Source organism: Komagataeibacter xylinus, assembly GCF_009834365.1.
GTDB classification, from domain to species: Bacteria; Pseudomonadota; Alphaproteobacteria; order Acetobacterales; family Acetobacteraceae; genus Komagataeibacter; species Komagataeibacter xylinus_D.
On the sequence record NZ_CP041348.1, the window covers coordinates 3381394 to 3407504 of the forward strand.

Here is a 26111-nt window from a genome sequence, read left to right on the forward strand (position 1 = left end):
CCAGAAGATGACAGTAGCTGCGGGGCAGATGGCCGAAAAGAAAGGTATGAGCCCACGCGAAGCGAAAGCATCACGACAGAGAGCACCGCGTGGCGACAGGATGTTATCCTTTTTTACCTATAGAGGCTGCCGTACGGTGCGCTTTGAGATGTGTGCTGTCGATCATGAGGCATTCTGGAACACCGGTCTGCGCTGCCAGAGTTGTGAAAATCTCCTTGAAAACGCTGCGCCTGCTCCAGCGGAGAAACCGGTTATAGAGGGGGGCGTGTCATCAGAACCCTCTGGGTGCATCTTTCCACTGCAAGTCGTTACGAATCTCATACATGATCCCGCTGATGACCCGACGGTCATTCACACGGGATAATAATGGCTGCAGAACCTTCATCTGCTCGCGGCTCAACATCCGCAGTCTGCTCATTCCAATTCTCCATAGAGAATTGGAATCACAGCAGGATCATGTCGTAAAGAGATCTGACCCTAACCCAAAAGCCGTGCCGCTTGATAACTTGTATTGGTCGGCTATTAATCACAATAGCCCGGTACAAGACTGATATTCCCAGCCTTGCCCCCGGCATATCAAGCCAAAAAACCTCCATCAACGGCAATATGTGCGCCGTTGATGTAAGATGCTTCATCGGACAAAAGAAAAGCGACGGCAGTCGCAATTTCGCGCCCAGTGCCTACTCGGCCCATCGGAATTCCATTATCGACTACCTTTTGTGTTCCTTCCGGGTGAGCTTGCGTCATTTCAGTGTCGATAACTCCTGGTTGAAGCTCGTTCACCCGTAAGCCCTGCCGTCCATACTGTATCGCCGCCGTCCGGGTGAGGCCCCGGATGCCATGCTTGGCGGAAGAATAATCGGCAGTAGGACCACCACGATCGGCGAACACGCTGGAGACGTTGACGATTGCGCCCCCGCCGGCAGCCAGAATCGCGGGGATTTCATATTTGAGTCCATAGGAACAGGCTGCTAAGATCAATACTGATCGTGCGGTTCCAGCTTTCGACGCTCATCTCCGGGAGCGGATCAAAGCAGCCAGAGACGCCGGCATTATTGACCGCATAGTGCAAGCCGCCGAAGGCCTCGACGGTACGTGCAACTGCCCGTTCGATATCTTCCGGCTTGCTGACGTCGCCCGCGACAGACATTACCCGACCGCCAGCGGTGGTAATTTCTGCCGCGACCTCGGCGAGTTTTTCTTCCCGCCGGCCGACCAGAGTGACAGCGGCTCCACGCTCCGCCAGCACAATGGCGGTGTCGCGTCCCATGCCCGATCCCGCCCCCGTAACGAGCGCCACCTTATGCTCGAATTGCTTCATATTCGTCTTTTCCTGTTTCAAGGGCGTGAATTTCGGTAAGCGGCAGATGCACGGATGGGGCTGAGCCACTTGCTCGGCCTCTTTGGAAGATCGGGGGCCGATAAAGGATTATTTCGCCGGCTCGTCCGCCGGCATGTCGGCAGGATACTCCTGACCGAAATCGGCCGAATTGCTGATTGCCTGCCAGGCCGTGACTTCCGCGATCTGCTTGTTGGAATAAGCAATGGCACTCTGCACGGCGCCGCCACCAAGAACGAGATGCGTGGGGATGTTCGCGCGCTTGACGGTGCGCACGATGATCTCCCCGGCCCGGTCCGGGTCTCCACGGTTCGTAGTAGCGGTGCCCATGATGCGAGCGATGTTCCCGACCGTGGCATCATATTCCTGGGGAATATTCTGAATGTCCATCGACGCACCCGCCCAATCCGTCGCGAAGCCGCCTGGTTCGATCACAAGATATCGAATGCCGAAGGGCGCTGTTTCCGCCGCGAGCACGCGGGTGAAGCCGTCCACGGCGAACTTCGCGGCCTGATAGGAACCGAGGCCCGGCGTTCCACCGACACGTCCACCGACGGATGAGAACTGCACGATCGTCCCCGATCCCTGCTTACGGAGAACCGGCAGAGCGGCCTTCGAGACGTTGTAGACACCCCAGAAGTTGGTCTCGAACTGACGCCGGAAATCATCTTCAGGAGCGGTTTCAACAGCGGCTATGTTAGCGTAGCCCGCGTTATTCACAACGATATCAACCCGGCCGAAATGCATGACGGCAGCGTCAATCGCCTCGCGCGCAGCAGCGGCATCCGTCACATCGAGCGCGACCGGAAGCACGCGGTCGCCATATTTTTCGACCAGTTCCGCCAGTTGTTCGGGGCGGCGGGCCGTCGCAACGATGGAATCACCTGCCTCAAGCGCAGCCGTAGCCAACGACCGACCAAAGCCGCGTGAAGACCCTGTTATCAACCAGACATGTCGAATCATGATGTATTTCCTTTTGAAGTTTGAGAAATTCGTCGGCCCTCCTGCTGGATCAGCGAACTGAACGGATGGGCACGATCAGCAAGGCCGAGCCAATGCAGAGGAAGGCTGCGAGCGCGAACATTGAGGGATAACCACCGAGCCTGACGGCCATTGCGGTAAGCATTGGTGCGAAGATTCCGCCCAGCGTATTGGCTACTGTCAGGAAGCCCAGGTCCTTACCGCGTGTCTTGGGGTTCGGCAGAACTTCCGTCGCCAGGGCGCCATGAACGGCGAGGTAGATACCGTAACCAAATCCATTGACCGCCTTGTAGCCTATCATTGCCCAAGGCTCAGCCCAGCCCAGCAGCAGAAGGATTGAGGCTCCGATCAGGAAGGAAGACAGGTAGGTAAGTGGCTTGCGCCGGCGAAAACGGTCAGAAATGGGACCACCCAATGCACCACCGATGATGGCACCGGCGACGTAGGCTACGGCGGACTGACTCAGGGTCATCGCAGCCCCCGCCTGATCCTGTCGAAGATAATCAGTGACAATATAGAGTTGGTAGCTGAGCAACATGGCGGTACCCAGCACTATGAAAAATCTGGCGGACACGGCCCAATAGAAGTCAAGAGCGGCGATTGGAGGCAAAAGAGACTTCAACACCGCAGCGGTATCCGCAGGAAGTCGTGGTACATCCTTATTCGACTGCTCCCGCGCGACCATTACAAAAATAAGACCAGCCAGAGTGGGGACCACAGCGATGCAGAGGGCTCCCTTGCCAGGGTTCCCAATAAAAGGGGAAGAAATGATCAACCCCAGCGCAAGGCCGATAAGTTGTCCTACGCCTAACGCTGCATTAAGGGAGCCGCGTTGGGCCCCGGGCACGCGATCTGGAATGACGGCCGTCGTGGCCACAAGCTGCGCGCTGAATGCCATCATCACGACGCTCGTCGCGACGAGCAGCATGAAGACGCTTTGCGCTACCGCCATTGCCAGTAGCGCGAGCGTGCAAACAATACCTCCGCCTACGATCCACGGGCTTCGCATACCCCAGCGACTCCGGGTTCTGTCGGAAAGATTCCCGGAAAATACCGCCGCGAATAACGACGCGATTCCGGAAACAACAGCGATCAGGGCCACCAATGAAATACGATCGGATTTGCCCGCGATAAAATTAAGCTTGGCCGCGACCAACACACCAGCGACAGCAGACTGAACAGAACTTTTCCCAATGGAAACAAGGAATAATCCAAGACCGAGTCTGCGCAGACTGACTTCAGGACTCTGCGTCGTTGGGGGCCTAAAATCCGTCATCATGCCTCACAAAACCAACCGGATGGTTTATTCTGGAGACATGGGCGCGCGATTGTCAACCATCTAGTTGGTTTTTTATGGAGAACTGCTACCTGGTGCAGCGTATCGTTGGGCGTTCCGACTACCCTTTTCGAACTCAACTGGTTGGTTTATTTACGAGATGCCTATAGCCGCGAACGGCAGATAAGGATCAGAGCCCTGTTATGAGAAAATCCGATGCGACCAAGCAGCGTTTAATCGAGGCGGCGACTGTTGAATTCGCGACATACGGAATCGCTGGAGGTCGCGTTGACCGGATTGCAGCGAACGCCAAATGCAACAAGCAGGCGATCTATGCATATTTTGAAAGTAAAGACGGTCTGTTTGATGTCGTCTATGACAGGATGGTCAATGCAACCATTCAGAGCATTCCGATCGATGCCAATGATCTCCCCGCTTATGCGGCCAGACTTTTTGATCGCTATCGCACTCATCCCGAGGTTCTGAGGTTAACGCGGTGGCATAATCTTGAACGGAATACGCCGCCTCCGCAGGTGGCTCTTGATGCGGCGGCTGAGAAGATCGCCGCCATTCGCACTGCCCAAAAATCCGGTGTGATCACCCGCCGTTACAAAGCCGAAGATCTACTCGAGCTCCTGTTGAGTATGGCCAAGGTCGGGGCTGAAGGCTCGCCCGAAAGCGGTCCTTCCAATGCCTCTCCGGATGATTTACGCAAAACTCTGATCGACGCTGTGAAGAAAATCGTTGCGCCATAGTGCCGGATTTTGGATACCCGGCCCGCACTTGACCTGACGCCTGCACGGATCGCCTTGGTTACAGAGCAAGATTGAGCAGCTTTGCAAAAGATTTAGATGGCTATCCCTCTCTGCCTCCCCAACGGCCACGATACCGATCCACCCCGCACGATGCCCGTGACCTCCCGCCCGAGATGATGCTCAATCACCGGCTGCCATGGGACCAGCGTGAACTCATAGGACTTCCCGACGATGGCGAATTTCCCGCTATGTAGCTGGAGGGTGCCGATGAACGTGCCACTAACCGTCTCGCCATCGACGGCGGCTCAAAACGGCATGGGCTTCGCATCTGCCAGTTTGTCCTGACACGGGAGACGTCGCCCTGCTCCTGAAGCGTGGCGGGCAGGCTACGCCGGTATCCGAGGGCCCGCACAGGCCATGAGCGGCCCGCTTGATGAACGTCAGGCGTAGTAAGCAGGCTGTTCGAGATCAGCGAGCAGTGAAGGGCCTGTCGGGTTCCAGCCGAGCAGCGCACGCGTTCGCGCACTGGAAGCCGCCATGTTCCCGCCCGCCATGTTGGCGAACCAGCCGAAATGCTCCCGTTCTCTCGGCTCGACCGGCAAGCCGAGCCGACGACCAATGATGCTGGCAATGTCCCTGAACGGTACGGCTTCATCGGCGACCGCATGATAGACGGCCTCGGTCACGCCCTGTTCAAGCGCAAGCCGATAGACTTTTGCCGCGTCCAGTCGATAGACGCCGGACCATTTGTTCTGGCCGTCACCGATATAGGCTGACACCCCCTTTTCGCGCGCCAGGCGAATGACGATCGGAATGAACCCGTGATCGCCGATGCCGTGTACTGACGGCGCGAGCCGCACCGTGGCAACACGGACACCGCGTTCCTTCAGCGCCCGCGCGGCCACCTCAGACCTGCGCGGAGAGGCCGGATCAGGCAAATCCGCCTCCGTTGCGCCGGCAGACAGGCCCGACAGACCGGACGTGACAAGTAGCGGGTGCTTCGATCCTTCCAGCGCACTGCCCAACGCCTCAATCACACGCTGATCCTGCGCCGCACTTTCGGGGAATTTCGAGAAATCATGGTTGAACGCCGTGTGAATGACCGCATCTGCTGTTGAGGCGGCGTTTTTCAGTGCGTCCAGATCATCGAGCGTGGCGCGTAAGACCGTCGCACCGGATGCGGCCAGGCGAGCCGCCTTTTCATCATTCCGGGCCAGACCGGTCACCTGATGCCCGGCACCGATCAGGTCCTGAACCACTGCAGAACCGACCCAGCCGGTGGCCCCTGTTACGAAGACATGCATGGTTCCGTCCTCTTCAGATATCGGAATTATGGTCAGCCAAGCCTTACGGACAGTTCGACGTCCCCGGCGAACGGCACGGAGAGATACCCGGCGGCAGGAGAGCGGACGCGCGCCAGATACGCAGGGCTGTGATCGGCATTATCCGCGACGATCAGCGCGCCGGTCTGCAGCCTGTCCTCCAGAAGATCGAGAATATCGGGGTAGAGCGGCTTGGCGCCGTCAAGCAGCACGAGATCGATACTCTCGGGGAGACCGGTCGCCAGCGTCTGCAGGGCGTCGCCCTCGCGGAACTCCACAAGATCTGCCAGACCCGCTTCTTCAAGATGATGCCGGGCGCGGGCAATCTTGGAGGATTCAAACTCAGTGGTAATCAGCCTGCCCCCGCCATTGTCGCGCAGCGCGGCAGCGAGATGGATGGTGGAGAGACCGAAGGACGTTCCAAATTCAACAATGCCTTTCGCCCAGTTGGCGCGTGCCAGCATGTAAAGCAGCGTACCCGTCTCACGCGAAACAGGGAGCCACAGGTCTTTTGCGAGACCATAGAATTTCCGATAGTCGGTCCGACTTCCGGCAAGGCGCTGCAATTCCTCACGGGGCAATTCCGAGACGGCAGGGCTTGTTGCGGCGTCTGCCTCAGCAAACAGGCGATCCAGTAAAGAGGCAACAGGCGCGGTGGTCAGCGTCGAGGTCTTTTTGAGGGTCACGGGGGCGGTCATGAGGTGATCTCCGCACTAGGTTTCGCGCTTTCCGTGCGCCCCACAAAAATACGACGAATCCGTCACCTCCACTATTCGCATTGCGCCGCCCACAGAACGGCTTTGAAATACTCAGTGTTTTTCATCAGAAATATTGGGAGCGCACCGCCGGGCTCATCGAGCGGGTTCGCATTTCCCACATGGGAGGCAGAGCAGTTACCGCTCTCGGTCAAACAGCATAGTCGGCCGAGATCTTCACAAGCCAGGCGCAGAACATGTCGGCCATGGCGTCCGCATAGGCATCGATTTCCGCGATTGTCCGGGCAGTCCCGGAAAATTCCTTGCCGACCGCGCTGAAGGTCATCGTGATCAGATCAGCCGCCAGCTCACGCGTTCGGTCTGGCGCGTCCGGGAGAAGCTCCTGCATGAAATGCAGCAGGATCCGGTCGCCGGATTCCCGTGCTTCAGAGGCCTCGGGCGCATCCCGATAAAGAGGAGCCGCATCGCCCAGCGCCACGCGAACAGCCGCCTCTTCGCATTCGGAGCGTATGAAGGCATGAGTGACCGCGCGCAAACGCTCCAGGGGCGGATGACGCTTATCCTCAAGGATATCGCGCAGCATTCCTGTCGTTCGCCGCCATTCGTCGGCCTGGAGCCGGAACAGGATCGCTGCCTTGTTGGGAAAATACTGATATAGTGAACCAACGCTTACGCCCGCCTTCTCGGCAACGCGCGCTGTCGTAAAGCGGGTGGCACCTTCCTCCGCCAGCACCAGTGTCGCGGCTTCCAGAATGGTTGCCACAAGCCCGGCGGAGCGGGTTTGCTTGGGTTGCTTTCGGGCCGAAATTCGAGGCTTGGGACGATCGGTCATGCCACTCCGTAAAACGCGAACAAACAATGTGACGAATTAATCGTGTTTCCAGTCCCGCGCAAGCGGAGCCAGTCGGCCAATTCCCTGCATCAGGCCGCAGGAAAGCCTGGTTCCGGCCAGTGGCGTCTCTACTCGTCCCGGCTAGACGCTCGCGTTACCGACATACTCCCACACAACTGGTCCATCCGGGCGGCCAGGTCCAATCTGGGCAAGACCCGTCCCTGACCGGACGTGTGTCAAACGCTGGCGAGAGCGTAATGGCCGCGACAGGCAGGGAAACAGGAGAACCGCCCGAGCCTTGCTCACATGTCATCAGGTGCGTGCTTTCCATATGGCGGTCCAGCGCCACCTGTGATCTCCAACTTTCCAAAAGATATTATACCGGTTTCCAGCCAAGGCACACATACAAGCCTGAAAGTGGCCCACGTCTTTGCTCCAGCCTCCGGCTTTACGGCCAGAACGCAGTCTGGCAGAAAGAGAGCGCCGAAAAAGACGTATGTCGGTTTGGTAAGCCCGACGCCCTGAACATGGTTCTGATCATGCTCTCCTGCCAGAGCAGATCCCGCGGCCGGATCACATGGTTCAGACGCCATGATGTGACGGCTGTCGCGCGTCCTGTCCTCAAGGGGAACAGGATGGATCACCCGTTCACAGGTCCGCCTGCAACGCATGATACAGGGCTTTTCGGATGAAGCTGAACCATATCAACCTCTGCACGAGCAATGTGCTGGCACTGTCTTCCCTGCTTGAAAAGCATTTCGGATTTGTCCTTGAGGAGACACGCGGGCAGCACGCCTTTGCCCAGCTTACGGGCACGGATGGCATGACGCTGGTCCTGATGGACATGAGCAAAATGCCCCAGCCCTACCCGCGCAATTTCCATATCGGGTTCATTCTCGATGATCCGCTTGAGGTACGCACCCGACATGCCAGCCTGTGCGCTGACGGCTATCTGCCAGGACCGGTGGAAGTCATGACGCGTGGGCGTGACCGCTGGACCCTGTTCTATCACCCCGCAGGTGACGACCTGCTGATTGAAGTCAGTGCACAGGAACCGGCGTGACTATCGCGCCTGTCGCCTGCCTCACGCCACCCGGCATCTGACGCCGGGTGGCAAACTGTTCCGGTTACTTCGTGTCTTCTACGGCAAGCTTTCCGTCCCGGACGCCATACTGCTTCTGATTATCCGGACCGATCAGCAACGAGGCATGGCTTGCAAACGTCATGGGCAGGAAGACGGGTGACTTTACGGGGCGGTAATTCCCTGCATCATTCACATCCCCTGCCCCGACATACTGCGCAATGTAGGGGTAGGGATAAACCGGGCGGCTGGCGATCGCTACCGCATCCGGCCGGGCGTAAGGCTGGCTGGGCATGGGGGCCATGTGGATCTGGCCACCAGCCGGCGGCTTGCCGTGCCCTCCGGGCGGCGGTCCCATCGGCCCATCACCTTGGGCTGTCTTTTCCGTACGAATAGCGTTGGGCGCAATGCCAGATTCCGTCCAGGCCATGAGCGGGGACAGAAAATCGACCTGCGGGAAGCCCTCACCGTTTCCACAATGTCCCACACCGGGCAGCAGATAGAATTTCAGGAAACTGTCAGTCTGCTCCACGCCCATTTCCCGCTGCACGCCCTGATAATATGCGATGGTGTTCAGGGGCGAGATCGACTGGTCCGCCAGCCCGTGCCAGAGGATCAAGCGGCCACCGTGCTGGTGGAACGGACGGAGGTTTGTGTTCTCGGCATTATATAGCGGTGCCAGCTTGGTCATGGTGGCGAAGGACGCGTCATCAAAATGAAAGCGGGTCAGGTCAGCCGCTTTTTCATCCACCTGCAGCGGAATGACATAGGCAATGGCGGAAGCGGCAATACCCTGGCTCATGGACTCTCCGCGTGCTGTGGCAGGCAGCGCCCATTGCAGTTCTGAACCCGGCAGTGGACCACCGATGATGTATGGGCGCCCCGCCGCATCTGTGGCCCCCTTGTAAAGCCGTAGCGCCGCCTGCGTTTCTTCCGCTGTCAGGCAGTGCGATGTGTCACTCTGGCCTGCCGCGCACTGTACCCACACGGGATCGAAATGGCAGGCGCGAGGTTCTTCCAGAATGCCGTCCTTTACACCCGAAAGCGTATCGCAGTGACGGATAACGGCGTCATGCAGCACCCCCACACGGTTTTGCAGCAGGATATTGGTGCCATCGGCACGCTGGTTCCCGCGCACGTTCCACGCATGGTAAAAGGAGTTCTGCACGGTAAACAGTGCGGCCGGAGCCCCTGCGGAAATCCCGTCAAAATCCTCGGGGTAGCGCTGCGCCTCCATCAGGGCTTCACGCCCGCCATCGGAACATCCTACAAAGTAGGAATATTTCGGGGCCTGGCCGTAGAAGGCCGCCGTCAGGGCCTTGGCCGCCAGAGCAGTGACATGGTTGGCGCGATAGGCGAAATCGATGCGTTTTTGCGGGTCTTTACCGAATTCGCCCTGCGCCAGCCCCATCATGGAGCCAGTATGGCCCATATCATCGCCCGCCATGACGAATTCGCCATTTAGCGCCGGAACACATGCTCCCGCGTTGCTGACGCCCACTTGCGTCATTCCGCACAGGCCACCGCAACCGCCGAGCAGAAAGCGCTGGGTCCAGTGCTCCATGGGCAGATCGACTTCAAAGGAAATCGCAGGCGCGATCTGCCCCGTGACCTTGCAGAATTTACCCTTTGGAGTGTCCAGCACAGCCGCTTTCTGGCCGTGAACGGCAGCGCCCACGGCGGGCGCAAGATCGACATTGCCTAGCGCCTCACAGGAGGTAACGGGCTTTACCTCCGACAGGCTGGCGATATCCGAGGCCCGCGCCGGGTTCGAGAACACAGAGAGGAGGCTGATTGCCGGCCCCACAATCCACAAAAAGACGGTCAGCTTTAGAAGTATTCTTTTCATCGCAGGTAAGATGCCCCGTTCAGTCAATCGTTCGATGCGGTTCATTAACCGGATTCACGCGATGGCGCGTCGAACAGAATGTATGGATTTGTAATAAAGCTAACTATTCAGAACACTTGGCAACCCGTTACTCCGCCCTCCATTCTTCCTTGTCGCCAAACCCGTTCCTGTTATCGGTCGCCTTGATGTAAAGCGGCGTAAACGCCCAGTAGATAGGCTGAAGATGGGCTGGAATAGAAAACCGGGCCATATAAAGATTTGCCGCCAGTTCCCGGTCCTCAATGCCCAGCCTCCGCACAGGCCCCTCCATTTGCAACCCCCGCAGGAGAGGAATGGAGCTGTCCTGACCACTGACGGTTGCTACCCCTCGCCCTGCCTGCCCCAGCAGCATACCATGACGGGTTGCGGGATCTGTCACGAACAGCAGGCGGCCCCGCAGCGGATCAAAAACATAGAATATAGGCGCTGCCCACTGCTGATGCCCGGCACAAACCGCCAGAGACATGACATGGAATTCTTCCAGCAGGGCATCAATCCGGGGGGTGAATATGGTCATGGTCCGACAAACCTTAGCCATATGGTGGTCATGGGCATGGCCAGCACCAGTGCGGGCAGTATGTTACCAACCGGGAATTTGACAATGCCGCATATCCGGAAGCCGGTTGCCAGCATCAGCACACCCCCTACGGCTGCAAAATTGTCGTTCATCAACGGGGTTGTCAGCGGGGCAAGGTAAGTCGCACCTGTCGCAAGGGCCAGCAGAACTGCCAGTTGAGGAATGCATATGGCCGCAACGGCAAAGCCGAGCGTTGTTGCAAAAATGGCGGCGGTCAGGAAGTCCAGAACAGATTTGGCCAGCAGGATGGAAGGATCTCCCGTCATACCTTCGTGAATGGCACCGAATATGCCAGTTCCGCTTGCGCAGAAGAGAACGGTAAGGGCAACGAAGCGTTCGAGAAATACCTCTGGCATCAGATCTGCAGGCATAGGCACAAAGCGTCCCACCAAGCGGTTCTCCCATGTGGAAACCACTCCCAGATGAGTCTCCAAAGCGCAACTTTCCCCTATGATGACACCAAGCAGCAGGGATAAGACCATCACGGCAACGGCATGGCCGTGGACAATCAGCGAAACACCCATTCCCATGGATGCCAGACCGAACATCATAGGCAGACCATCTTTCAGGCGTTGTGGAATATGCCCGCTCAGGGCCGCGCCGAGAATTCCGCCTGCCAGCACTACGCCGGCATCTGTATATGAGCCGATCAGCATGGCTGTTTTCCTATTTTTCCGCTGAGACGGCAGACAGTGTTTCGCCCCAGCGGGGCATGTCAGGCACTTCCACACCCAGCAGGGACAGGGCGCGCGCGGCACTATGGCGGATAATATCGGCACTTGTGCGCGGCGCCGCGTAAATGGCGGGAACCGGCGGGAAAATGATACCGCCATATTCGGTCACGGCCAGCATGTTACGCAGATGACCCAGATGAAGTGGCGCCTCCCGCGTCATCAGCACCAGACGCCGTCTTTCCTTGAGCGCGACATCGGCCGCGCGCGTGACAAGATTATCCGTCACTCCCGATGCAATTGCACCAAGCGTATGCATGGAGCACGGGGCGATAATCATGCCTTCGGTACGAAAAGACCCGCTTGAAATGGGCGCGCCCAGCGCACCTGGTGAGTGGATATGGGTGGCAAGGGCGTACACGTCCTCAGCCGACAGATCTGTTTCATGCTCACGCGTCAGTTGCGCACCACGGGACATGACGAGATGCGTCTCGATCTCCGCTTCCCGCAGCAGACGCAGGACATCAACTCCATACTGGAAGCCCGACGCCCCGGTAATGCCAACGACAATCCGTTTTTGGACCATGGAACGCTCCCGTTCTGAAGATATTTCCTGATGACGGCAGAAGTACAGAACCTGTCTGTCTGCGCGGGATGGCGGACCGGCAAACAGATTCCTGCGGGATTACATGCCCGCTTTGGGAAAGATCGAAGGTGCGAACGGATGCGGATCGACATCGCGAAACTGCGCACGCACAAAATGCTCTTTCAGTTTCCACGGATAGGTGCAGTCAAAGATCGTCTTACACGACACGCCTTTTGCAGGGATTGAGGGATCATACTCCGGCACCTGCGAGGGATCGAGCACATGGCCCGTCACCCCGGGCAGAAACATGGTATCCACATTGCCCTGATACCGGGTCTGCATGGCCCAGAGCACATCGTTACTGTCAAACAGATCGACATCATCATCCACGATGATGACGTTCTTGAGTTCACGATAAACTGCCAGCGCAATCAGCGCGGCCTGACGCGCCTTACCCGCATTGCCCGCACTACGCTGACAGACCTGAAGGATCGCCAGCAGCTTTCCTCCACCCGCGCTATGCGCATAAACATTTTTCACAAACCCCGGCAGCGCCTTGTCACAGGCGTTGAAAATACTGGCTTCCGTTGGAATGCCTGCCAGATTTACGTGCTCTTCACCCGGCCCTACCAATGTCTGCAAAATAGCGTTCTTCCGCATGGTCACGGCCTTGACCTTGATCACCGGCAGGGACGGATTGGCAGGACCGTTATAACCGGGAAATTCGGGCATCGCATGGCCCGTATTGGTGTTGACATCCTCCCGTATCCGACGTCCCGGCAGGATCTCGCCTTCAATCACGATTTCGGCCCTGGCGATGGAGCGCTCTTTCACCGTCACAGCATCTACGAGTTCAACCGCTCTACCACGCAGCCCGCCAGCTACGATCAGTTCATCAAAGCCCAGAGGTGTGGTGGGGGCCTCGAAACACGCCCCGATCGGGATGGCAGGATCCAGACCCATATTGATGGTAATGGGCAATGCCTCGCCCTGCTCTTCCGCCTTGGCACGAAAGGCATCGATATGGCGGCCAGGCTCGAAAAAGACCGAGAGTTCATCGCGCCCCTGCACGCACAGACGATGGATGGTCACGTCTGTATGGCCGTTATCCGGATCGCTACCCAGTAAGAGACCGAGGCAGAAATAGGGACCAGCATCCTCTTCCGTATTGGTTGGGGCCGGGAGAAGCTTACGCAGGTCAAAGTGCGGGTCATCAGCCCGAAAGACCTGTTCCTGACACGGAGCGGACTGCCCCTTGAGGACGACCGGAGCAATCCCGTTAAGGACCGCCTCGCCCATCCGCCGCCCAAGCTCTTCGGGTCTGCTGTCAAGCAGTAAGGCCACGCGCTCACGTTTTGCCATAAGGCCAACCAGTACGCGTGCACCGGGGTAGCCTTTCACATTCTCGAACATCATCGCCGGACCAGTTCTGGTCGGACGCATGACGGTACCCCCAGCCCCGACACGTTTATAAACACCCGCCAGTTCGGAACGTGGGTCGATCTCATGGTCTGTTGAAATCAGTTCATCTGGAGACTGCTCAAGTCTAACCAGAGCGGAGCGTAGGTCGATGACCGGTGGGCTGGCTGTGTGATCCGTCCTGTCCATGACATTGTCCTTCCTGTCGCAAAAGGAAGGCTATCCGGCCACCATAATATGTTCCATATTCACCATACGGCATTATTGATAAGTCAAATATTATGGATGAACATCTGACGTCTGTTTCTCCACGCCGGCTGGCTGTCTTTCTCACTGTGTGCGAAACCCTCCACGTCGCTCGTGCGGCTGAAAAGCTCGACATCGCACAGCCCGCGCTCAGCCAGCAGATCAAGGTTCTGGAAGAGGCTCTTGGTGCCCAGTTGTTCCATCGTCGCAAGCGGGGCATTGACCTGACCAGTGCTGGCCATGCCTGCCGGGAGGCGGCACAGCACCTCCTAAAGAGCCATCACAACCTGATCGACGGGGTGCGAAGCATTGCCCGTGGTGAGATGGGCCAGCTTGTTCTGGGTCATGTCGGATCGGCTCTGATGGGGCGGATTTTCCCCGACCATCTACAGAGAATGAAACAGCACTTCCCTGAGGTGCAGATCACGTTGGCTGAAAAATCCATCTCGGATCTTGTCAGTGCTGTCACAAAAAAGGACATCGATGTTGCTCTGGTAAGAGATCTTGAAACCGTTCCTTCCATCTGCAGCACACGACGATACATAACGGAAAAGCTATTTGTTCTACTTCCGGAAAACCATCCCCTTGCATCCCGAACCGACCTTTCCATACGGGCAATCCATGCCACTCCCCTGATTGGTTTTCAGGATCCGGACGAAGTCGGCATCGCACGTATTGTGCAACAAATAGCCGAAAAAAACGGCCTCTCCCTTGAGCCATCATGGAAAGTTACCAATATCGGCAGCATTTTCGGAATGGTTCACGCAGGTTTTGGCCTGTCAATCGTTGCCGAGAGTGTGACAGCACTCCTGCCTGCCGGTCTGAGCGCCCTCCCCCTGAGTGAAGCTGACGCAGAATCAACCCTGTTTCTATTGTGGAACAGAGAGCAGATCTCGCCAGCATTACAGAAGTTCATTGAGCTTTCCTGAAAAGCATAAATAACCAGTCATCTTCATCTCGTTCAGCGCACATCTCCGACATCCCTGACGGAAGCATCGGCCTCTCCCTTCACCCAGTAGCCGGATGCTTTGACCCATTGGGCCGGAACCTTGCGCTCATCCAGAAGATACTGGCGCACGGTCTTCGCCACGCGGGCCTCAGCACCGACCCAGACGAAAGTACGGTCAGGGATCTCCAGATTTTTCAGAACAGCAAGAATGCCCGTGGCTTCATCCGCCTGATCCATGGAACGATGAACCCAGTGGGCAGCATGGCGCGCGACCGTGGCGAAGACCTGCTCATCTTCTAGTCCCGGCACAGCCACGAGCGTTGTGACAGGCGTGCCGGCTGGCAGTTCCTCCACGCGACGCCCGATCGCGGGTAACGCCGTTTCGTCGCCAATCAGAAGCCAGTGGTCAATCGGTCTGGCAATGATCTGCGACCCACGTGGACCGCCGATTTCCAGCCGATCTCCCGGTCTGGCGGCCCTTGCCCACGCAGCCGCTGGTCCACCATGATGATTGACGAAATCCAGAAGCAGTGTACCGTTCTGCGGGTCATAGCGGCGCGGCGTGTAATCACGGCGGGTTGGTGAACCATTCAGACCGGGAATGAAGATCTTGATGTGGTCATCCGGCGCTGGACTGGTGAAACCGGCCAGTTCGGGTCCGCCCAGCGTGATGCGGATCATGTGCGGAGTCAGGCGCTCAACGGCGCGGACCTCAAGACTGCGTCTGACAAGTTCATGCCTTACGCGTCGGATCTCGGGGCCATCACCCCGATTTAAAAAAGACTGGAAGAGTTTCATGACTATGTATCCTTGTCGTGCCGACAGGCCGGTGACTGTGGATACACAGACGCACAGGCTGCCAGCATTTTGCTGTCAGTTTCTGTGCGTTGTTTCACGTTAACGCATACGAAAGTACGATCAGCGAAGACCGCACTAGCTGTCATGATCAAAGCCTTCGGAGGCAGAGTCTGTCAACGGGTTTCTCAGTATCCTCCTCAGATCGGACAGACGCCACTGGCACATTGAAGATGCGCCCAGTCCACCACTTCGCGCACCTCGTCATCCTGCATCATGGCGGTGATGGCAGCGAATTTGCCTGCCGACACTTCCTCTTCCGGCAGGTATTCATAACCAAGACCGGAATCCGGGCGGCTCGGCAGCACGGCGCAGCAGCGCACATGCGGCTGGTTGGCCGCCACCATGGCGCGGAAACTGTCCAGACTATGCCGGTCGGTATAGACCTTGAGCGTGTAGGACACCTGATTGCCCTGCTCCGCCCCGATCCAGTATTTCTCCAGCAATTCCAGCCAGCGATACTGCTCCTCCGGAGAGGCTTCGGGTGCTGTCACCACACGCTCGCCCATGCCGAGACGCTGGATAAGCGGCACGGTCGGAAAGCCCACAATGCTCATGCCGGGAAAACTGCGCAGCGAACGCACGGGATAGCCCTTGCGCTCATAGGTGGGCAGCAACGGGTCGGTTCCCGCCTCCCATGTGCCGTCCTCGCGCCGCACGCCCTTGAACTGCACCCAGCGAAGATACTGCCGCCGTGCGGGCAGATGCGCTCCTTCGGTCAGACCGAACAGCTTGGACGTGGTGCCCGCGGGCTTGACGGTTGTGACCGTAACCGGTCGGGCGGTGCCGGTCTCGTGCGCATAGGCATCCGCCTCGCTTTTGGCGATAGTGGAGAGTTCCCTCACAGCGTTCCAGAAAGGAGCAGCGCGTTCCTCATCCAGCAGATCACGGAAGTCGAGGCCAAAGCGCACCCATGCCCATTCATGAAGGCCCGTCGGGCCGATGCCGATACGGTTGGTTCGCCGCACTTCCTCACCATACAACGCGTCCATGCGGTTGGCACGCAGCAGGAACCGCACACCCAGCCGCACGGAATCCCGCACGCGGGCATCCCATACTGCCGCCGTCTCAGCCGGCACCTGACCGGGCGTCACATCCTCCAGCGCCACGGGGCAGGCCAGCAGCGGAGCGAAATCACCAATCACACAATAACCACCCGTGACGTGCAGTGTGATCTCACCACACGGATTGGTCGTGACCGGGAAATGCGCGGAGGTGGCCCGCTGCGCCAGATCCGCCAGCAGGGCCGCCCCCTCGGTGGCCTGATAACGATGCGAGCGGAAATCCCGTCCATCCGCATGCACCTGTTTGAGCCGTGCGCTGCCGGTTCGATTATCTTCCAGCCGGTCACCGTTGATAAAACCGGGCTCGCCATTGATCCACGCGCACCGCGTGGCCTCGGCAAACACCGTGCGGGCATGGTCGGCCAACGAGCCGGTCTTTGCCGGATCGTTCACGTAATCCCAGAATTCGGCGTCCACCATGACGGAGTGGTTGGCGGTCCATAGCCCGCCTTCTTCCTTGGCGCGAATGAAGCGCAGCACATCCGCATCCCGCCATGATTTGGTCGCCATGCGTGCGGCCCGACGGGCGCCCCCAACCTGCACCTCGACGGACAGATAATGATCCACCCGTAGCGCCTGTTCCCATAGTGGCATGTCGCCTGCGCGCGCGGCCTCGATCACATGCTCACGCACATTGAGCAACCCGCGCAGCAACGAGACCGGTCCCGAAGCTGGCCGTCCCTGCATGCCCGCGATCGGGCTGCCCGCGCAGCGAATGGCGCTGAAATCCAGCACCAGCGAGCGGTCACGTTCGCCACGGAAGGCCATCGCCTCAATGGTCTCGACCGCCTTGCCCCAGCCTTCACGGCTGTCCTCAATGACATGGATAAGATCATTGCCTTCGGGAGCACGGGCGAGCACGGTTCTTTCCAGAAAGGCGCGGACCTGTGCCTCCATCTCCGCATCAAAGGCTTCCAGCGCCGTCCCCCAGGGCAGGACCTGCATCTCAAGGCCGAACCGCAACAGGCTGGCGCGATCATGCGGGTAGTCCGGATGGTCAGGCGACAGGACGAATTTCAGATCCGGGGCCTGCCCCCAGTCCACCACGCAGAGTTCGTCGTCATAGGCCCGCCCGACGCCGGAGCCATTGAGCAACAGATAGAATTTCGCAAAAGAGCAGATGGCCGTCGCGCAGTTGGTGAACATTTCCATGTTGCGATCCGGCTGCGTGCTGTCGCCATGCTGCAGATGGCGGCCCGATGTGAGCAGCGCCCCCGTGGCGATTGCGTTACGCAGTTGCATGATCTCCGCATCACCGACCGTAGCCAGCAGCCCGGCATTGCCTTCGGCTACACGGTCGGCGACACGCCCAAAATCTTCGCGGTCGGAAGGCCGGAACACGGTCCGGCGACCAACTGCCTCTCCCATACCGCGATCCAGCGGACGGGCGGAAATCGGCCGGGTTCCGAAAGCCTCTTCAAACGGGTTGCGAACAGCTTCGCATCCTCCCTGCCCACCCGTAAACAGCGAGAAATCTCCATCCATGCACCGGCTCCATCGTTCGGGCGAGCATGGTCCATCCCCGGTGCCATTTCGCTCATGTTGTGGTTGTGATGGGACAATGACACCATATGTTGTGTCTTGCACGAACAAAATAGCGGGCCGCACTTTTCTGATCGCTGTCACCCGCAGTTTTCCTTGATATGCGATCTGATTTTTTTGGTTCCTGCTAGACGCCCTGCCAGGAGAATCATGTCGGTCGCTTCGAACACCAGTAGCCGCGACGTCATCGCCACCGGGAAGGTCTGTGAAAATGCTCACGCACACGTGAAATCAAGCGAAAACTACGCTGTGCTTTCACTCCCATTTGCATCCTATGTGCATCCTGCGGTGCATTTCAGACAACAAAAAACCCGCCTTATGAGGGCGGGTTTATCGTGTCCGATCAAGGACTTATTCATGGTTGCGGGGAACCGCATACTACGATCTCGGCGAAATATGGCGAACGGTCATTCGCAAGCGTCGTTGGTTGCGGGGGCAGGATTGCTTCTCAGCTTGCGGCAACCGCAAGTTGAGAGCAAAGCGGGATTAATAGGCTGTTTTAATGAACTTTTTTCGGCACACGCATGACCTCTTACTGAATAAATGCCCCCTACCCTCATAAAGCGTAAAGCTTATGCATCCAGAGCTATGTCCGCTTCCGCCTCGAGGCAGACATCGAAGTGGTGATGGCGGTTGCCCAAAAGCCGACATTGTTAGGCGAAGGGCGATAGACCGTACGTGGGACAAAGTTGCCATTCCCATCGACGTGCAGGACCGACAGCTTTGACATGAAGCGGCCATTGCAACGTGTCGACCGATCAATATTCGGGTATGCCCAAATCAGCTCAGTCGTGTGTCCATGCGTCTGACAATACAATCTTCGATGATGCTAGGCGCGATGCCCTCTGCCGACGCAAAGATTTACCACAACACCATGTTGGAGATGAAACCGCCGTTATTCCGCAGCGAGCGGAGCATGATTAGGATCAATTCAGGTCGCTAGGCCCCAACACCCAAATCGCCTCCGCCAATTCCCGCAAACCGGCGAGTGTTCCGTCTTCAAATTCGCCATCTGTGGCAACCAGTAGTGTTGGTCGAACCTCAGCGGACCGTATCGCGCTTAACGTTTCGTATAGCGGTGCGAGGGCCGTCCCATCAAACGTTGTATTCTCGATCTCGCGAGATTGGATTGCTTTGATCAGACCGGACTTTGCGACGGCCACTGAGCCGAACGAGATGTATCGATCCTCCAGCCGTTTTGCCTTTGCACCGGCTAAGATGTAACGGAGCGCTTTGTGAAGGAACGGACGGAAACTGGCCGACTGATCGATCAATGCAATCGCCGGCGCTTGCGCCGTCACAAAAATGCCAAAAAGTTCCGACTTCAGGCGTGTGAGACCCACACCGCTTGGACGGACGCTAAAGACGATGCGAGGTCGAAATTTCAGATCGTCCCGAGTCATATATTCGAGGACTAGTGCTCTTCCCCCGAGGCTGCGATATTTTTCGAGCGTGCCTACATAGTCACTCATGCCATAACCATGCAATTCGGAAAATTTGGCATCGAATACGGCAAGAGCTTTGCCGTTTGCCGATGGATTATCGAAAATCGCAAAATCGGGCATGGTGGAATGGCTCGCTGCCTTATACTGGAAAAAGATCCACGCGTTTGTGCCGACCTTTGCAACAGGCTGTTTCGCCCCGGCATAGCGCAGGTTCCATACCTTGTTTCCTGTGACAGAACGCACCTGATCTAGGATTACCGGATAACCAACCTGCCCAAGCGTCGCCAAAAGGAAACACAATAGCCAGACTTCGTAGAGTTGTGGCAAGTTCCGAAAAACTGATACAGCGAGGAGATCTGCGATGCCTGTCGCGCTTTCGAGTAGATCACCAGTCAATTTAATGCGCTCTACAAAGATCGTGACCTTTTCTATCTCTTCTTTATATTCTTCTGTAGGATATCGTCCGGATTCATGAGCCGTGACCAAATGATCTAGTTCGCTAGAGATTGCCGAACATTTATCGGCAATTGCCTTGAGCAGCTTGTCATTGAGCGGGTCGGGCAACGCATTCTTGATGCTCTCGATCTGCTGGCGCAGCAGGTCTACCTCAAACTCGTTGTATGTCGAGTCTGGCTGATCATACATATAAAAAGAAGTGCCGCGACGTAGCTTCCATTGGGCATGAGGCCGGTCGCTGCTACATTCGAGTAGTCGGTCGAGGGCATCGGAGGCCTTACGCCAAAGCATCTCAACATCTTGATCTCGCTTCCACCGTCGACGTGACGCCGTATTCCATTGGCTGAGGATCTTGCGATGTTGCGGTTTCAATTCTTCTAAGCCAGGCAAAGTCGCGACGTCGCTAGTTGTGCGGGCTGCCAGGCCGTGCTGTTCAAGGAACGCGACGACATCGGCAACCATTTCGATAGCTGGTCCATGCTCGTCAAGGACTTCGCGCAGCAAACGCGTTTTCGAAATACGGAGTTCGATCAGCGCAGGATCGTTGCGGACGGCGTTTCTGTCCTTGCCTGGCACGCCGATCTCGGCGGCCAACTTCTTCCATCGCTCGGCGGAAATCAATCCGACGAGTTTGGCATGTGGAAGCGCTTTACGCAGGCGTGATGGATTCATAGCGGCAGACATCTCGTGTGGGCAACGTTGAAACAGACTTATATCACTATAAGATGGCGCTAAAGCCCAAGTGGAAAACTCTTTTTTCCCAGTGTGCAAGTGCCTCGATCGAACTGATTGCACATTAGCCGTCTTCGGCAGATCCTTTGGTGCAGGAGCCGAGTTTTGGTCTTCCCCAAAAGGGCGATTTGTCCATCGCTGCCGACCGCTCTGAGGCCAGAACAAGATATTACAGATTGAGAAGTGGACGAGCGGCGCTGGTCGGAAGCTGTTGCGCTGGGGGTTCGGGCATGGAAATGTAAGGCAATAGCGTGGAATCGGTGTGGTGGGCGGACCAGGTGGGCTTCTAACGCGTATACTGAATCAATAGGCTGACGCTTGGCTGGTTCATGAGTAAATGCCGGCTTTCAGAAAGTCTCATGGGTTATTTGAACGACCGGAATGAGGTGAAAACGTTCACGAGGGTCGTCATGTGAATGTCCAGTTTTACTGATCACCCTACATGAAGCTGACGTTCCGCTCCCCCCCCCCCGGAACTGCCTGTCCGCTCAAGGAATGTGAAGCGGACAGGGGGCAGACGCCCTCATCTCGGTCATGTATGCCGTCGAAGAGCCGCCCCCGCAGCGGACATGAGCATCAAGATCTTTCGCGACCAAGTTTTGGCGAAAGCAGACTGGCAGCTAATGGGCAGACTCACCCAGATGCGGACACCAGCCACGACTTCCAGTTCCGTTTACTCGCTCATGCTATTTATTGAGCACGGGTTGGCGCGAGCATTCGCTCACACTCCGCCACAATATACTCCGGGATAATCTCGAATTTATGGGGGTTGAGCTGCATCACGTACTCGTTTTCAATGTGGTAAGCCTCATTGATGAACTTGCGTATGACATTATCATCATGTTCAGCATTGATGATGCGAAATAGCTGAATCTTTTCGTAGCCAACTGTCGTAGCGTGAAATTTCGCTCTAATGGCATCCACGTTGGTGACTTCGGACACGAGGGCGTCATAGTCAAAATCGGGAATGAAGGCCTCCCTGATATTAGACTCTGCCGTGTTCTTTTCTTCAGCAGTCATGTCACGATTAGCGGTGCCAGACTGAATGGTTGGCGTTTCCCGCCCCTTGAACAGGCTTGCCAGCAGATTGTATTCCAACTCAGTATCGCCATGCAGCTCGTAGTGGCGGCGCAGATAAATGGCTTTGCAAATGCTGTCATTGAGGGCAGCGACATTGTCGGCGCAGATCTTCGAGAACGTTTGTATGTCATGCCGTTCGATCGGCACTTCGCATACGACGCCTGCCCGAGATGAAAGGAAGCTGGCAGATGGCGAGGCGCCTTGGAAAATCGCACTGGTGCTTTTGATCACGTCGATCGCAGGCTCGATATCGTGGGTGAGCATAAGTGTTGTTCGCCCGCGCAAACTGGCTTTTCCACGAAAAAGCTCATGTAATATGGCGAACTTTTTATTCTTGTCGAACGATGAGATCGGGTCGTCCAGGACAACCAGGTCAGGCTTTTCGCTCAGCACCTGATACATGAACAGGACCAACGCGAAGGCATTCTTCTCACCGTAGCTCAGGTGTCGCGTGGCAGCTTCGATATGATTGGCGAGATCCTGGTGAACTAGCTTCATCTTGTAAGAGTCAGGCTCAGGCACAATCTCGACGGTGTATTTGTAGCCGGCTGATTTTAAAAAGGCATTTATGCTCGACTGGTTCTCATCGATGGCCTTTTTGATGCGGGCCTTATGTCGATTGATCTTACCTTTTAGGTTTCCGACTTTGGCGATCAGCCCGTCGAGCTGCTGATTGATGGGGTCAACAGTCTTTCGCGTTTCCTCGGAATCGAGCTTGTCCATTAACCCCAGGTCGATTTTTAAGGGCGTCAGTCTATCGGCTACTTCTTCGACGTCCCGCAAAGAGAAGAATGACATAGTGCGGAGGCCTTCAAGCTTTTCTATGAGGGCATCTATGTCTGCCTTAAGCCCCGTAAGAAAGCTGTTCTCCTGGGCTGTGAGTTCGACCTTGGCTTTTGTGACTTTATCAAGATTTTCACGACATCTTTCGCTAAAATAACTACCTAGCCTATTGATGATGGCACGCAGGGCGCTGAGATGACCAACGGCGGTAGCATCGTATTCCTTCTCAACTGCAAGAGCCGCATCCTTGCTTCCAGCTTGGTCGAGTGGTGAAGCGCAGTAAGGGCACGCGTCCCCTAATTGCAAAAATTCATTTCCCTTGATCTGCCAGTTGACCCACTTGGCAGGCTCCTGGCTCTTGATAAACGTCTCAAACGGCTTGAGCGCCGCCGGAATGTTTTCAAGTTTGTTGCCTGAGCCAAAAGCCTTATGGATCTTACTTGACTTGGGTATCGCGCCAGTTTTGCTTGGCTTGCCGAATGCGTCGCGCAGCTCCTTCAAGTCCGATATTACCTGACCAATTTTCTGATTGTCGGAGAACGCCTGCCGAATACCAGCCAGCAGTTCGTCGATCTCTGCCATTTCCGCCAGATACTCAGGCGTTCTAATGAAAACCTCGAAGCTGTTCTTTAGTACTTCGTCTTTCTGAAACACAAATTGCTGGATGTAATCGTCATCGAAAACGAGCGCTGACTTCAGCTCATCAATGCCTTCGACCTGAGGAGAGGGCGCTCCCGATTTTCCGCGCCCCTTAAACTGGGCAAGATTCTCCAGTCTGCCGTCAGCACGAATTTTGCTAACGATAGCGCGCGCAATCGTGCTTTTGCCGATCCCGTTTGGGCCATACTTAATGTTGAGGGCGCCTTCCCTCAATCCGATTTCAGCACGGTCTACGCTATTGCAGTTTGTGATTAGGACGGCGATATCCGGCATGTTGTCTCCCCTATTTAGATCTGGATGTAATATGCAATATATTTTGGCGCCGTCTAAGTGACTTAAACACACTGGTCTCAGAAACTCGTCCGCAGGCTAGTTGGTCCACACATTGCTCGCCAAGGATACCGTTGATTCGCCGACTCAAATTAGGAATCTATGGCCGCCTGAAATGCCGAAATGGGGCGCGCGACGTGCCACCGTTCCCTGTGCCGCATATGTCCGCTTCTGGACGATTGCTTTGGTCACGGCAATGACCGCCATGCGCGCACAGTGGCAGCCACATGTCGTCGAGTGAACGGCAGGAAACATTATCTGAGCGCTCCAAAGCGGACAGGCCGGATTCCCCCCCCGTTGCTGCCATTAGTCTACGCTTCGAAACCCCTGACAGCCCGAAGTCAGTCATCACACAGTTTGGAAACTCTACTCGCGCGCGTCACTGAGGGCACGGGCACGCTGGTATTACGGCTTCAAGCCTCAATGCGCACGAGAATCTTTTTCCCCTTGATGCGCCCGTGCTTCAGGGCGGAGAGGCTTGCCGGCAGGTCATCGAACGCGGTGACTATATGCGGCTGGAGGCCGAGGGCACCAATCCGCACAGCGTCGAGCAACTGCGCTCCGGCCTGGCGCCACTCCCGCCAGTTCTCCGCCGTCGCATGGCCGTGCGCGCTGTTCAGCGCGACTTCATGCAGGGACAGCGCCGTCGTGAACGGCGGCAGAGGCGGTGATTCCAGCCGATCCTGAATGCAGACCAGATGTCCGTTATACCCCACCAGTGGCGCCAGACCGCGTGCATACGCCCCGCTCGTGGTGTCGAATACAGCAAAGAGGCGGCGCGGCCCGAGTGCTACGGTCAATTGCGCACGCCAGCGCTCATCGCGATAATCGAACGTACCGGCAACGCCCAACGCAAGCAGCCGTTTGTGATGAGCCGGCGACGCGGTCGCCCAGACACGCCAGTTCCGACGCAATGCCAGTTGCACCAGGATCAGCGACACAGCGCCGCCAGCCCCGGTCACCAGTACATCCCGGTTCGGCATATCCGGTACCTTGGCGAGCGCCTGCCACGCCGTCAGCCCCGGACACGGAATTCCGGCGGCGCTCTCGTCGCTGACACCGTCGGGAATAACGAGCGCACAATCGGCATCCACGATCGTATATTCCGCGAAGCTACCCGGTTTGCCGATCCCCTGATGATATGCGATCCGCGTTCCCAGGGGGATACTCACGCCGTCGCCGACCTCCGCGACGATTCCGACACCGTCCACGCCCGGCACATGCCCCGGCCTCCATCCGTCGGGACTGGCGGCAATGACTTTCCAGTCAACGGGATTGAGCGCGATCATGGTATTCCGCACGACGATCTCACCCGGTCCTGGAGACACGAAGGCCCGGTCCACCAGTTGAAGCTGTTCGGGCTCGCCCGGCGCGTGCCAGCTCCAGGCACGGTATGTCGTTACGGAAGCGTCCATCACCGATCGTCCCTCTTGCGCTGTAAAAGCAGCGTCTGCTCCGCTCGGAAACAAGCGCTGCCTTTCAGAAAATATCCGCATTTCTCCGCGACCCTGCACGACGTCGCGTGTTCCGGTGCGATGATACAGACCGTGCGATCCACGCCGCGCCCGTCCATCCATGCCAATGCAGCCTGAAGGGCTTCGGTCGCAAATCCCTTGCCATGCGCCCAGCGCGCCAGAACCCAGCCGGCTTCCGGCGCAGCGTCCAGAGATGGCTCGATATCGCGCTTCCAATCGGCGAAGCCGACATCGCCGACATAGCGCCCATCCGCTTTCGTGCGGACACACCAGTATCCATAACCCAGAAGATCCCACAGGCCCCGATAGCGAAGAAGGCGAAACCAGCACTCCTGTTCCGACGATGGAACACAGCTGATGTGTCGAACGACATCCGGATCGCTCCACATCGTATGTAGATCGTGGAAATCCGTCATCTGATGAAGCGAGAGACACAATCTTTTGGTTTCGATCACAGTGGTCTCCCTTCCCGATCACCAATACACAGGGCACGTTCCACAGCATGCCGGAGCGGTTCCATGTCGCCCTCGGTCGTGATCCAGAGCGTTGCCCCTTCGAGTTGCGCGAGTGTATCCGTCGCGACGGATACCGGTTCAGAAACTTCCCCGGCGTCCAGAATCCCGGCCATCGCATCGCGCAATCGTGCGAAAAACGTCCGCACCGCGTCCCGAGCGTCCGGTGTCTGCGCCGTCACGCCATACGCGAGATGCAATCCCACGCAGCGCCCTCGTGCCTCGAACGTCTCCGCGATCCTCCCGATCAGCATCCGCCAGGCAGCACGCCAGTCCCCCGCTGGATCCGGAAGATCGACCAGCGTATCGTCGAGAGTCAGGGCCAGCACTGCTGGCACCAGCGATTCCTTCGACGGAAAGCGCGTGTAGAGGCTTTGCGGACGCAGACCCACGCGATCGGCCAGATCGCGCATGGATGCCCCTTCGTAGCCATATTCGCGAAACAGTTCGCGGGCTTCGACAACGATCTGGTGGATAGGAACGGGTTCTCTCATTTCGCCTTTGACTCACGAACAGTCGTTCGTCACACTAGAGCCCAT

22 protein-coding genes and 1 pseudogene are annotated in these 26111 nt (G+C 57.3%); 3 read left to right on the forward strand and 20 right to left on the reverse strand.

Annotated elements, in window-relative coordinates; genetic code table 11:
* Window positions 1-576: 576 nt before the first annotated feature.
* The 4 genes from FMA36_RS19800 to FMA36_RS16135 all read right to left on the reverse strand — a co-directional run bounded on the left by FMA36_RS19800 (window position 577) and on the right by FMA36_RS16135 (window position 3599).
* Window positions 577-981: an SDR family NAD(P)-dependent oxidoreductase gene (locus tag FMA36_RS19800; protein WP_159263310.1), complete on the reverse strand. Its 405-nt coding sequence runs from the start codon at window positions 979-981 to the stop codon at window positions 577-579.
* The gene (locus FMA36_RS19805; RefSeq protein WP_159263312.1) at window positions 944-1321 is read right to left on the reverse strand and encodes an SDR family NAD(P)-dependent oxidoreductase; all 378 of its coding nucleotides are present in this window, start codon (window positions 1319-1321) and stop codon (window positions 944-946) included. Before FMA36_RS19805 ends, FMA36_RS19800 begins: the two co-directional genes overlap by 38 nt.
* A gap of 108 nt (window positions 1322-1429) precedes the next feature.
* Entirely contained in the window at window positions 1430-2302 is an 873-nt protein-coding gene (locus FMA36_RS16130) for an SDR family NAD(P)-dependent oxidoreductase (protein ID WP_159263314.1), read from the reverse strand.
* Between the two features lie 49 nt (window positions 2303-2351).
* Complete coding sequence (locus FMA36_RS16135; protein WP_159263316.1) at window positions 2352-3599, reverse strand: MFS transporter; 1248 nt, start codon at window positions 3597-3599, stop codon at window positions 2352-2354.
* Between the two features lie 200 nt (window positions 3600-3799).
* Between FMA36_RS16135 and FMA36_RS16140 the strand changes: the two genes are divergently transcribed.
* On the forward strand, window positions 3800-4351 hold the full coding sequence (locus tag FMA36_RS16140; protein WP_159263318.1) for a TetR family transcriptional regulator: 552 nt from the start codon (window positions 3800-3802) through the stop codon (window positions 4349-4351).
* A gap of 92 nt (window positions 4352-4443) precedes the next feature.
* Here FMA36_RS16140 and FMA36_RS19335 read toward each other — a convergent pair.
* The 4 genes and pseudogenes from FMA36_RS19335 to FMA36_RS16160 all read right to left on the reverse strand — a co-directional run.
* Window positions 4444-4748 (reverse strand): annotated as a pseudogene (locus FMA36_RS19335) (DUF3363 domain-containing protein); the annotation flags it as partial.
* Window positions 4749-4791: 43 nt separating this feature from the next.
* Complete coding sequence (locus FMA36_RS16150; protein ID WP_159263320.1) at window positions 4792-5655, reverse strand: SDR family oxidoreductase; 864 nt, start codon at window positions 5653-5655, stop codon at window positions 4792-4794.
* 32 nt (window positions 5656-5687) lie between these two features.
* Window positions 5688-6371 carry an O-methyltransferase gene (locus FMA36_RS16155; RefSeq protein WP_159263322.1) on the reverse strand — a complete coding sequence of 228 codons (684 nt, stop codon included), beginning with the start codon at window positions 6369-6371 and terminating at the stop codon, window positions 5688-5690.
* A 208-nt stretch (window positions 6372-6579) separates the two neighbouring features.
* Entirely contained in the window at window positions 6580-7221 is a 642-nt protein-coding gene (locus FMA36_RS16160; protein WP_159263324.1) for a TetR/AcrR family transcriptional regulator, read from the reverse strand.
* A 688-nt stretch (window positions 7222-7909) separates the two neighbouring features.
* Between FMA36_RS16160 and FMA36_RS16165 the strand changes: the two genes are divergently transcribed.
* Window positions 7910-8284, forward strand: coding sequence for a VOC family protein (locus FMA36_RS16165; RefSeq protein ID WP_159263326.1), 375 nt, complete (start codon window positions 7910-7912; stop codon window positions 8282-8284).
* A 64-nt stretch (window positions 8285-8348) separates the two neighbouring features.
* On the opposite strand, the gene FMA36_RS16170 is transcribed toward FMA36_RS16165, so the two are convergent.
* The 5 genes from FMA36_RS16170 to FMA36_RS16190 form a co-directional block, all read right to left on the reverse strand.
* Entirely contained in the window at window positions 8349-10151 is a 1803-nt protein-coding gene (locus FMA36_RS16170; RefSeq protein ID WP_167518041.1) for a tannase/feruloyl esterase family alpha/beta hydrolase, read from the reverse strand.
* Between the two features lie 127 nt (window positions 10152-10278).
* On the reverse strand, window positions 10279-10707 hold the full coding sequence (locus FMA36_RS16175) for a PNPOx family protein (protein ID WP_159263330.1): 429 nt from the start codon (window positions 10705-10707) through the stop codon (window positions 10279-10281).
* Window positions 10704-11423 (reverse strand): DUF554 domain-containing protein, encoded by a 720-nt coding sequence (locus FMA36_RS16180; protein ID WP_159263332.1) that lies wholly within the window; start codon window positions 11421-11423, stop codon window positions 10704-10706. The genes FMA36_RS16175 and FMA36_RS16180 overlap by 4 nt, the downstream gene beginning before the upstream one ends.
* 10 nt (window positions 11424-11433) lie before the next feature.
* The gene (locus FMA36_RS16185) at window positions 11434-12024 is read right to left on the reverse strand and encodes a UbiX family flavin prenyltransferase (protein WP_132305479.1); all 591 of its coding nucleotides are present in this window, start codon (window positions 12022-12024) and stop codon (window positions 11434-11436) included.
* 99 nt (window positions 12025-12123) lie between these two features.
* On the reverse strand, window positions 12124-13632 hold the full coding sequence (locus tag FMA36_RS16190) for a UbiD family decarboxylase (protein WP_159263334.1): 1509 nt from the start codon (window positions 13630-13632) through the stop codon (window positions 12124-12126).
* 92 nt (window positions 13633-13724) lie between these two features.
* Here FMA36_RS16190 and FMA36_RS16195 point away from each other — a divergent pair, with 92 nt between their 5' ends.
* A complete protein-coding gene (locus tag FMA36_RS16195; RefSeq protein ID WP_159263336.1) occupies window positions 13725-14618 on the forward strand; it encodes a LysR substrate-binding domain-containing protein in 894 nt (297 codons plus the stop codon).
* 32 nt (window positions 14619-14650) lie between these two features.
* Here the strand turns inward: FMA36_RS16195 and FMA36_RS16200 are convergent, their stop codons facing one another.
* The 7 genes from FMA36_RS16200 to FMA36_RS16230 all read right to left on the reverse strand — a co-directional run bounded on the left by FMA36_RS16200 (window position 14651) and on the right by FMA36_RS16230 (window position 26066).
* Entirely contained in the window at window positions 14651-15436 is a 786-nt protein-coding gene (locus FMA36_RS16200; protein WP_159263338.1) for a siderophore-interacting protein, read from the reverse strand.
* A 197-nt stretch (window positions 15437-15633) separates the two neighbouring features.
* Window positions 15634-18042, reverse strand: coding sequence for a recombinase (locus FMA36_RS16205; RefSeq protein ID WP_159263340.1), 2409 nt, complete (start codon window positions 18040-18042; stop codon window positions 15634-15636).
* 983 nt (window positions 18043-19025) lie between these two features.
* Window positions 19026-20672: a vWA domain-containing protein gene (locus FMA36_RS16210; RefSeq protein ID WP_159263342.1), complete on the reverse strand. Its 1647-nt coding sequence runs from the start codon at window positions 20670-20672 to the stop codon at window positions 19026-19028.
* A 750-nt stretch (window positions 20673-21422) separates the two neighbouring features.
* Window positions 21423-23528, reverse strand: a complete 2106-nt coding sequence (locus FMA36_RS16215) for an AAA family ATPase (RefSeq protein ID WP_039998455.1) — start codon at window positions 23526-23528, stop codon at window positions 21423-21425.
* Window positions 23529-23998: 470 nt separating this feature from the next.
* Complete coding sequence (locus tag FMA36_RS16220; protein ID WP_039998456.1) at window positions 23999-25000, reverse strand: zinc-binding dehydrogenase; 1002 nt, start codon at window positions 24998-25000, stop codon at window positions 23999-24001.
* A complete protein-coding gene (locus tag FMA36_RS16225; protein ID WP_039998457.1) occupies window positions 25000-25515 on the reverse strand; it encodes a GNAT family N-acetyltransferase in 516 nt (171 codons plus the stop codon). Before FMA36_RS16225 ends, FMA36_RS16220 begins: the two co-directional genes overlap by 1 nt.
* A complete protein-coding gene (locus tag FMA36_RS16230; protein ID WP_007396814.1) occupies window positions 25512-26066 on the reverse strand; it encodes a TetR/AcrR family transcriptional regulator in 555 nt (184 codons plus the stop codon). Before FMA36_RS16230 ends, FMA36_RS16225 begins: the two co-directional genes overlap by 4 nt.
* Between the last annotated feature and the right edge of the window lie 45 nt (window positions 26067-26111).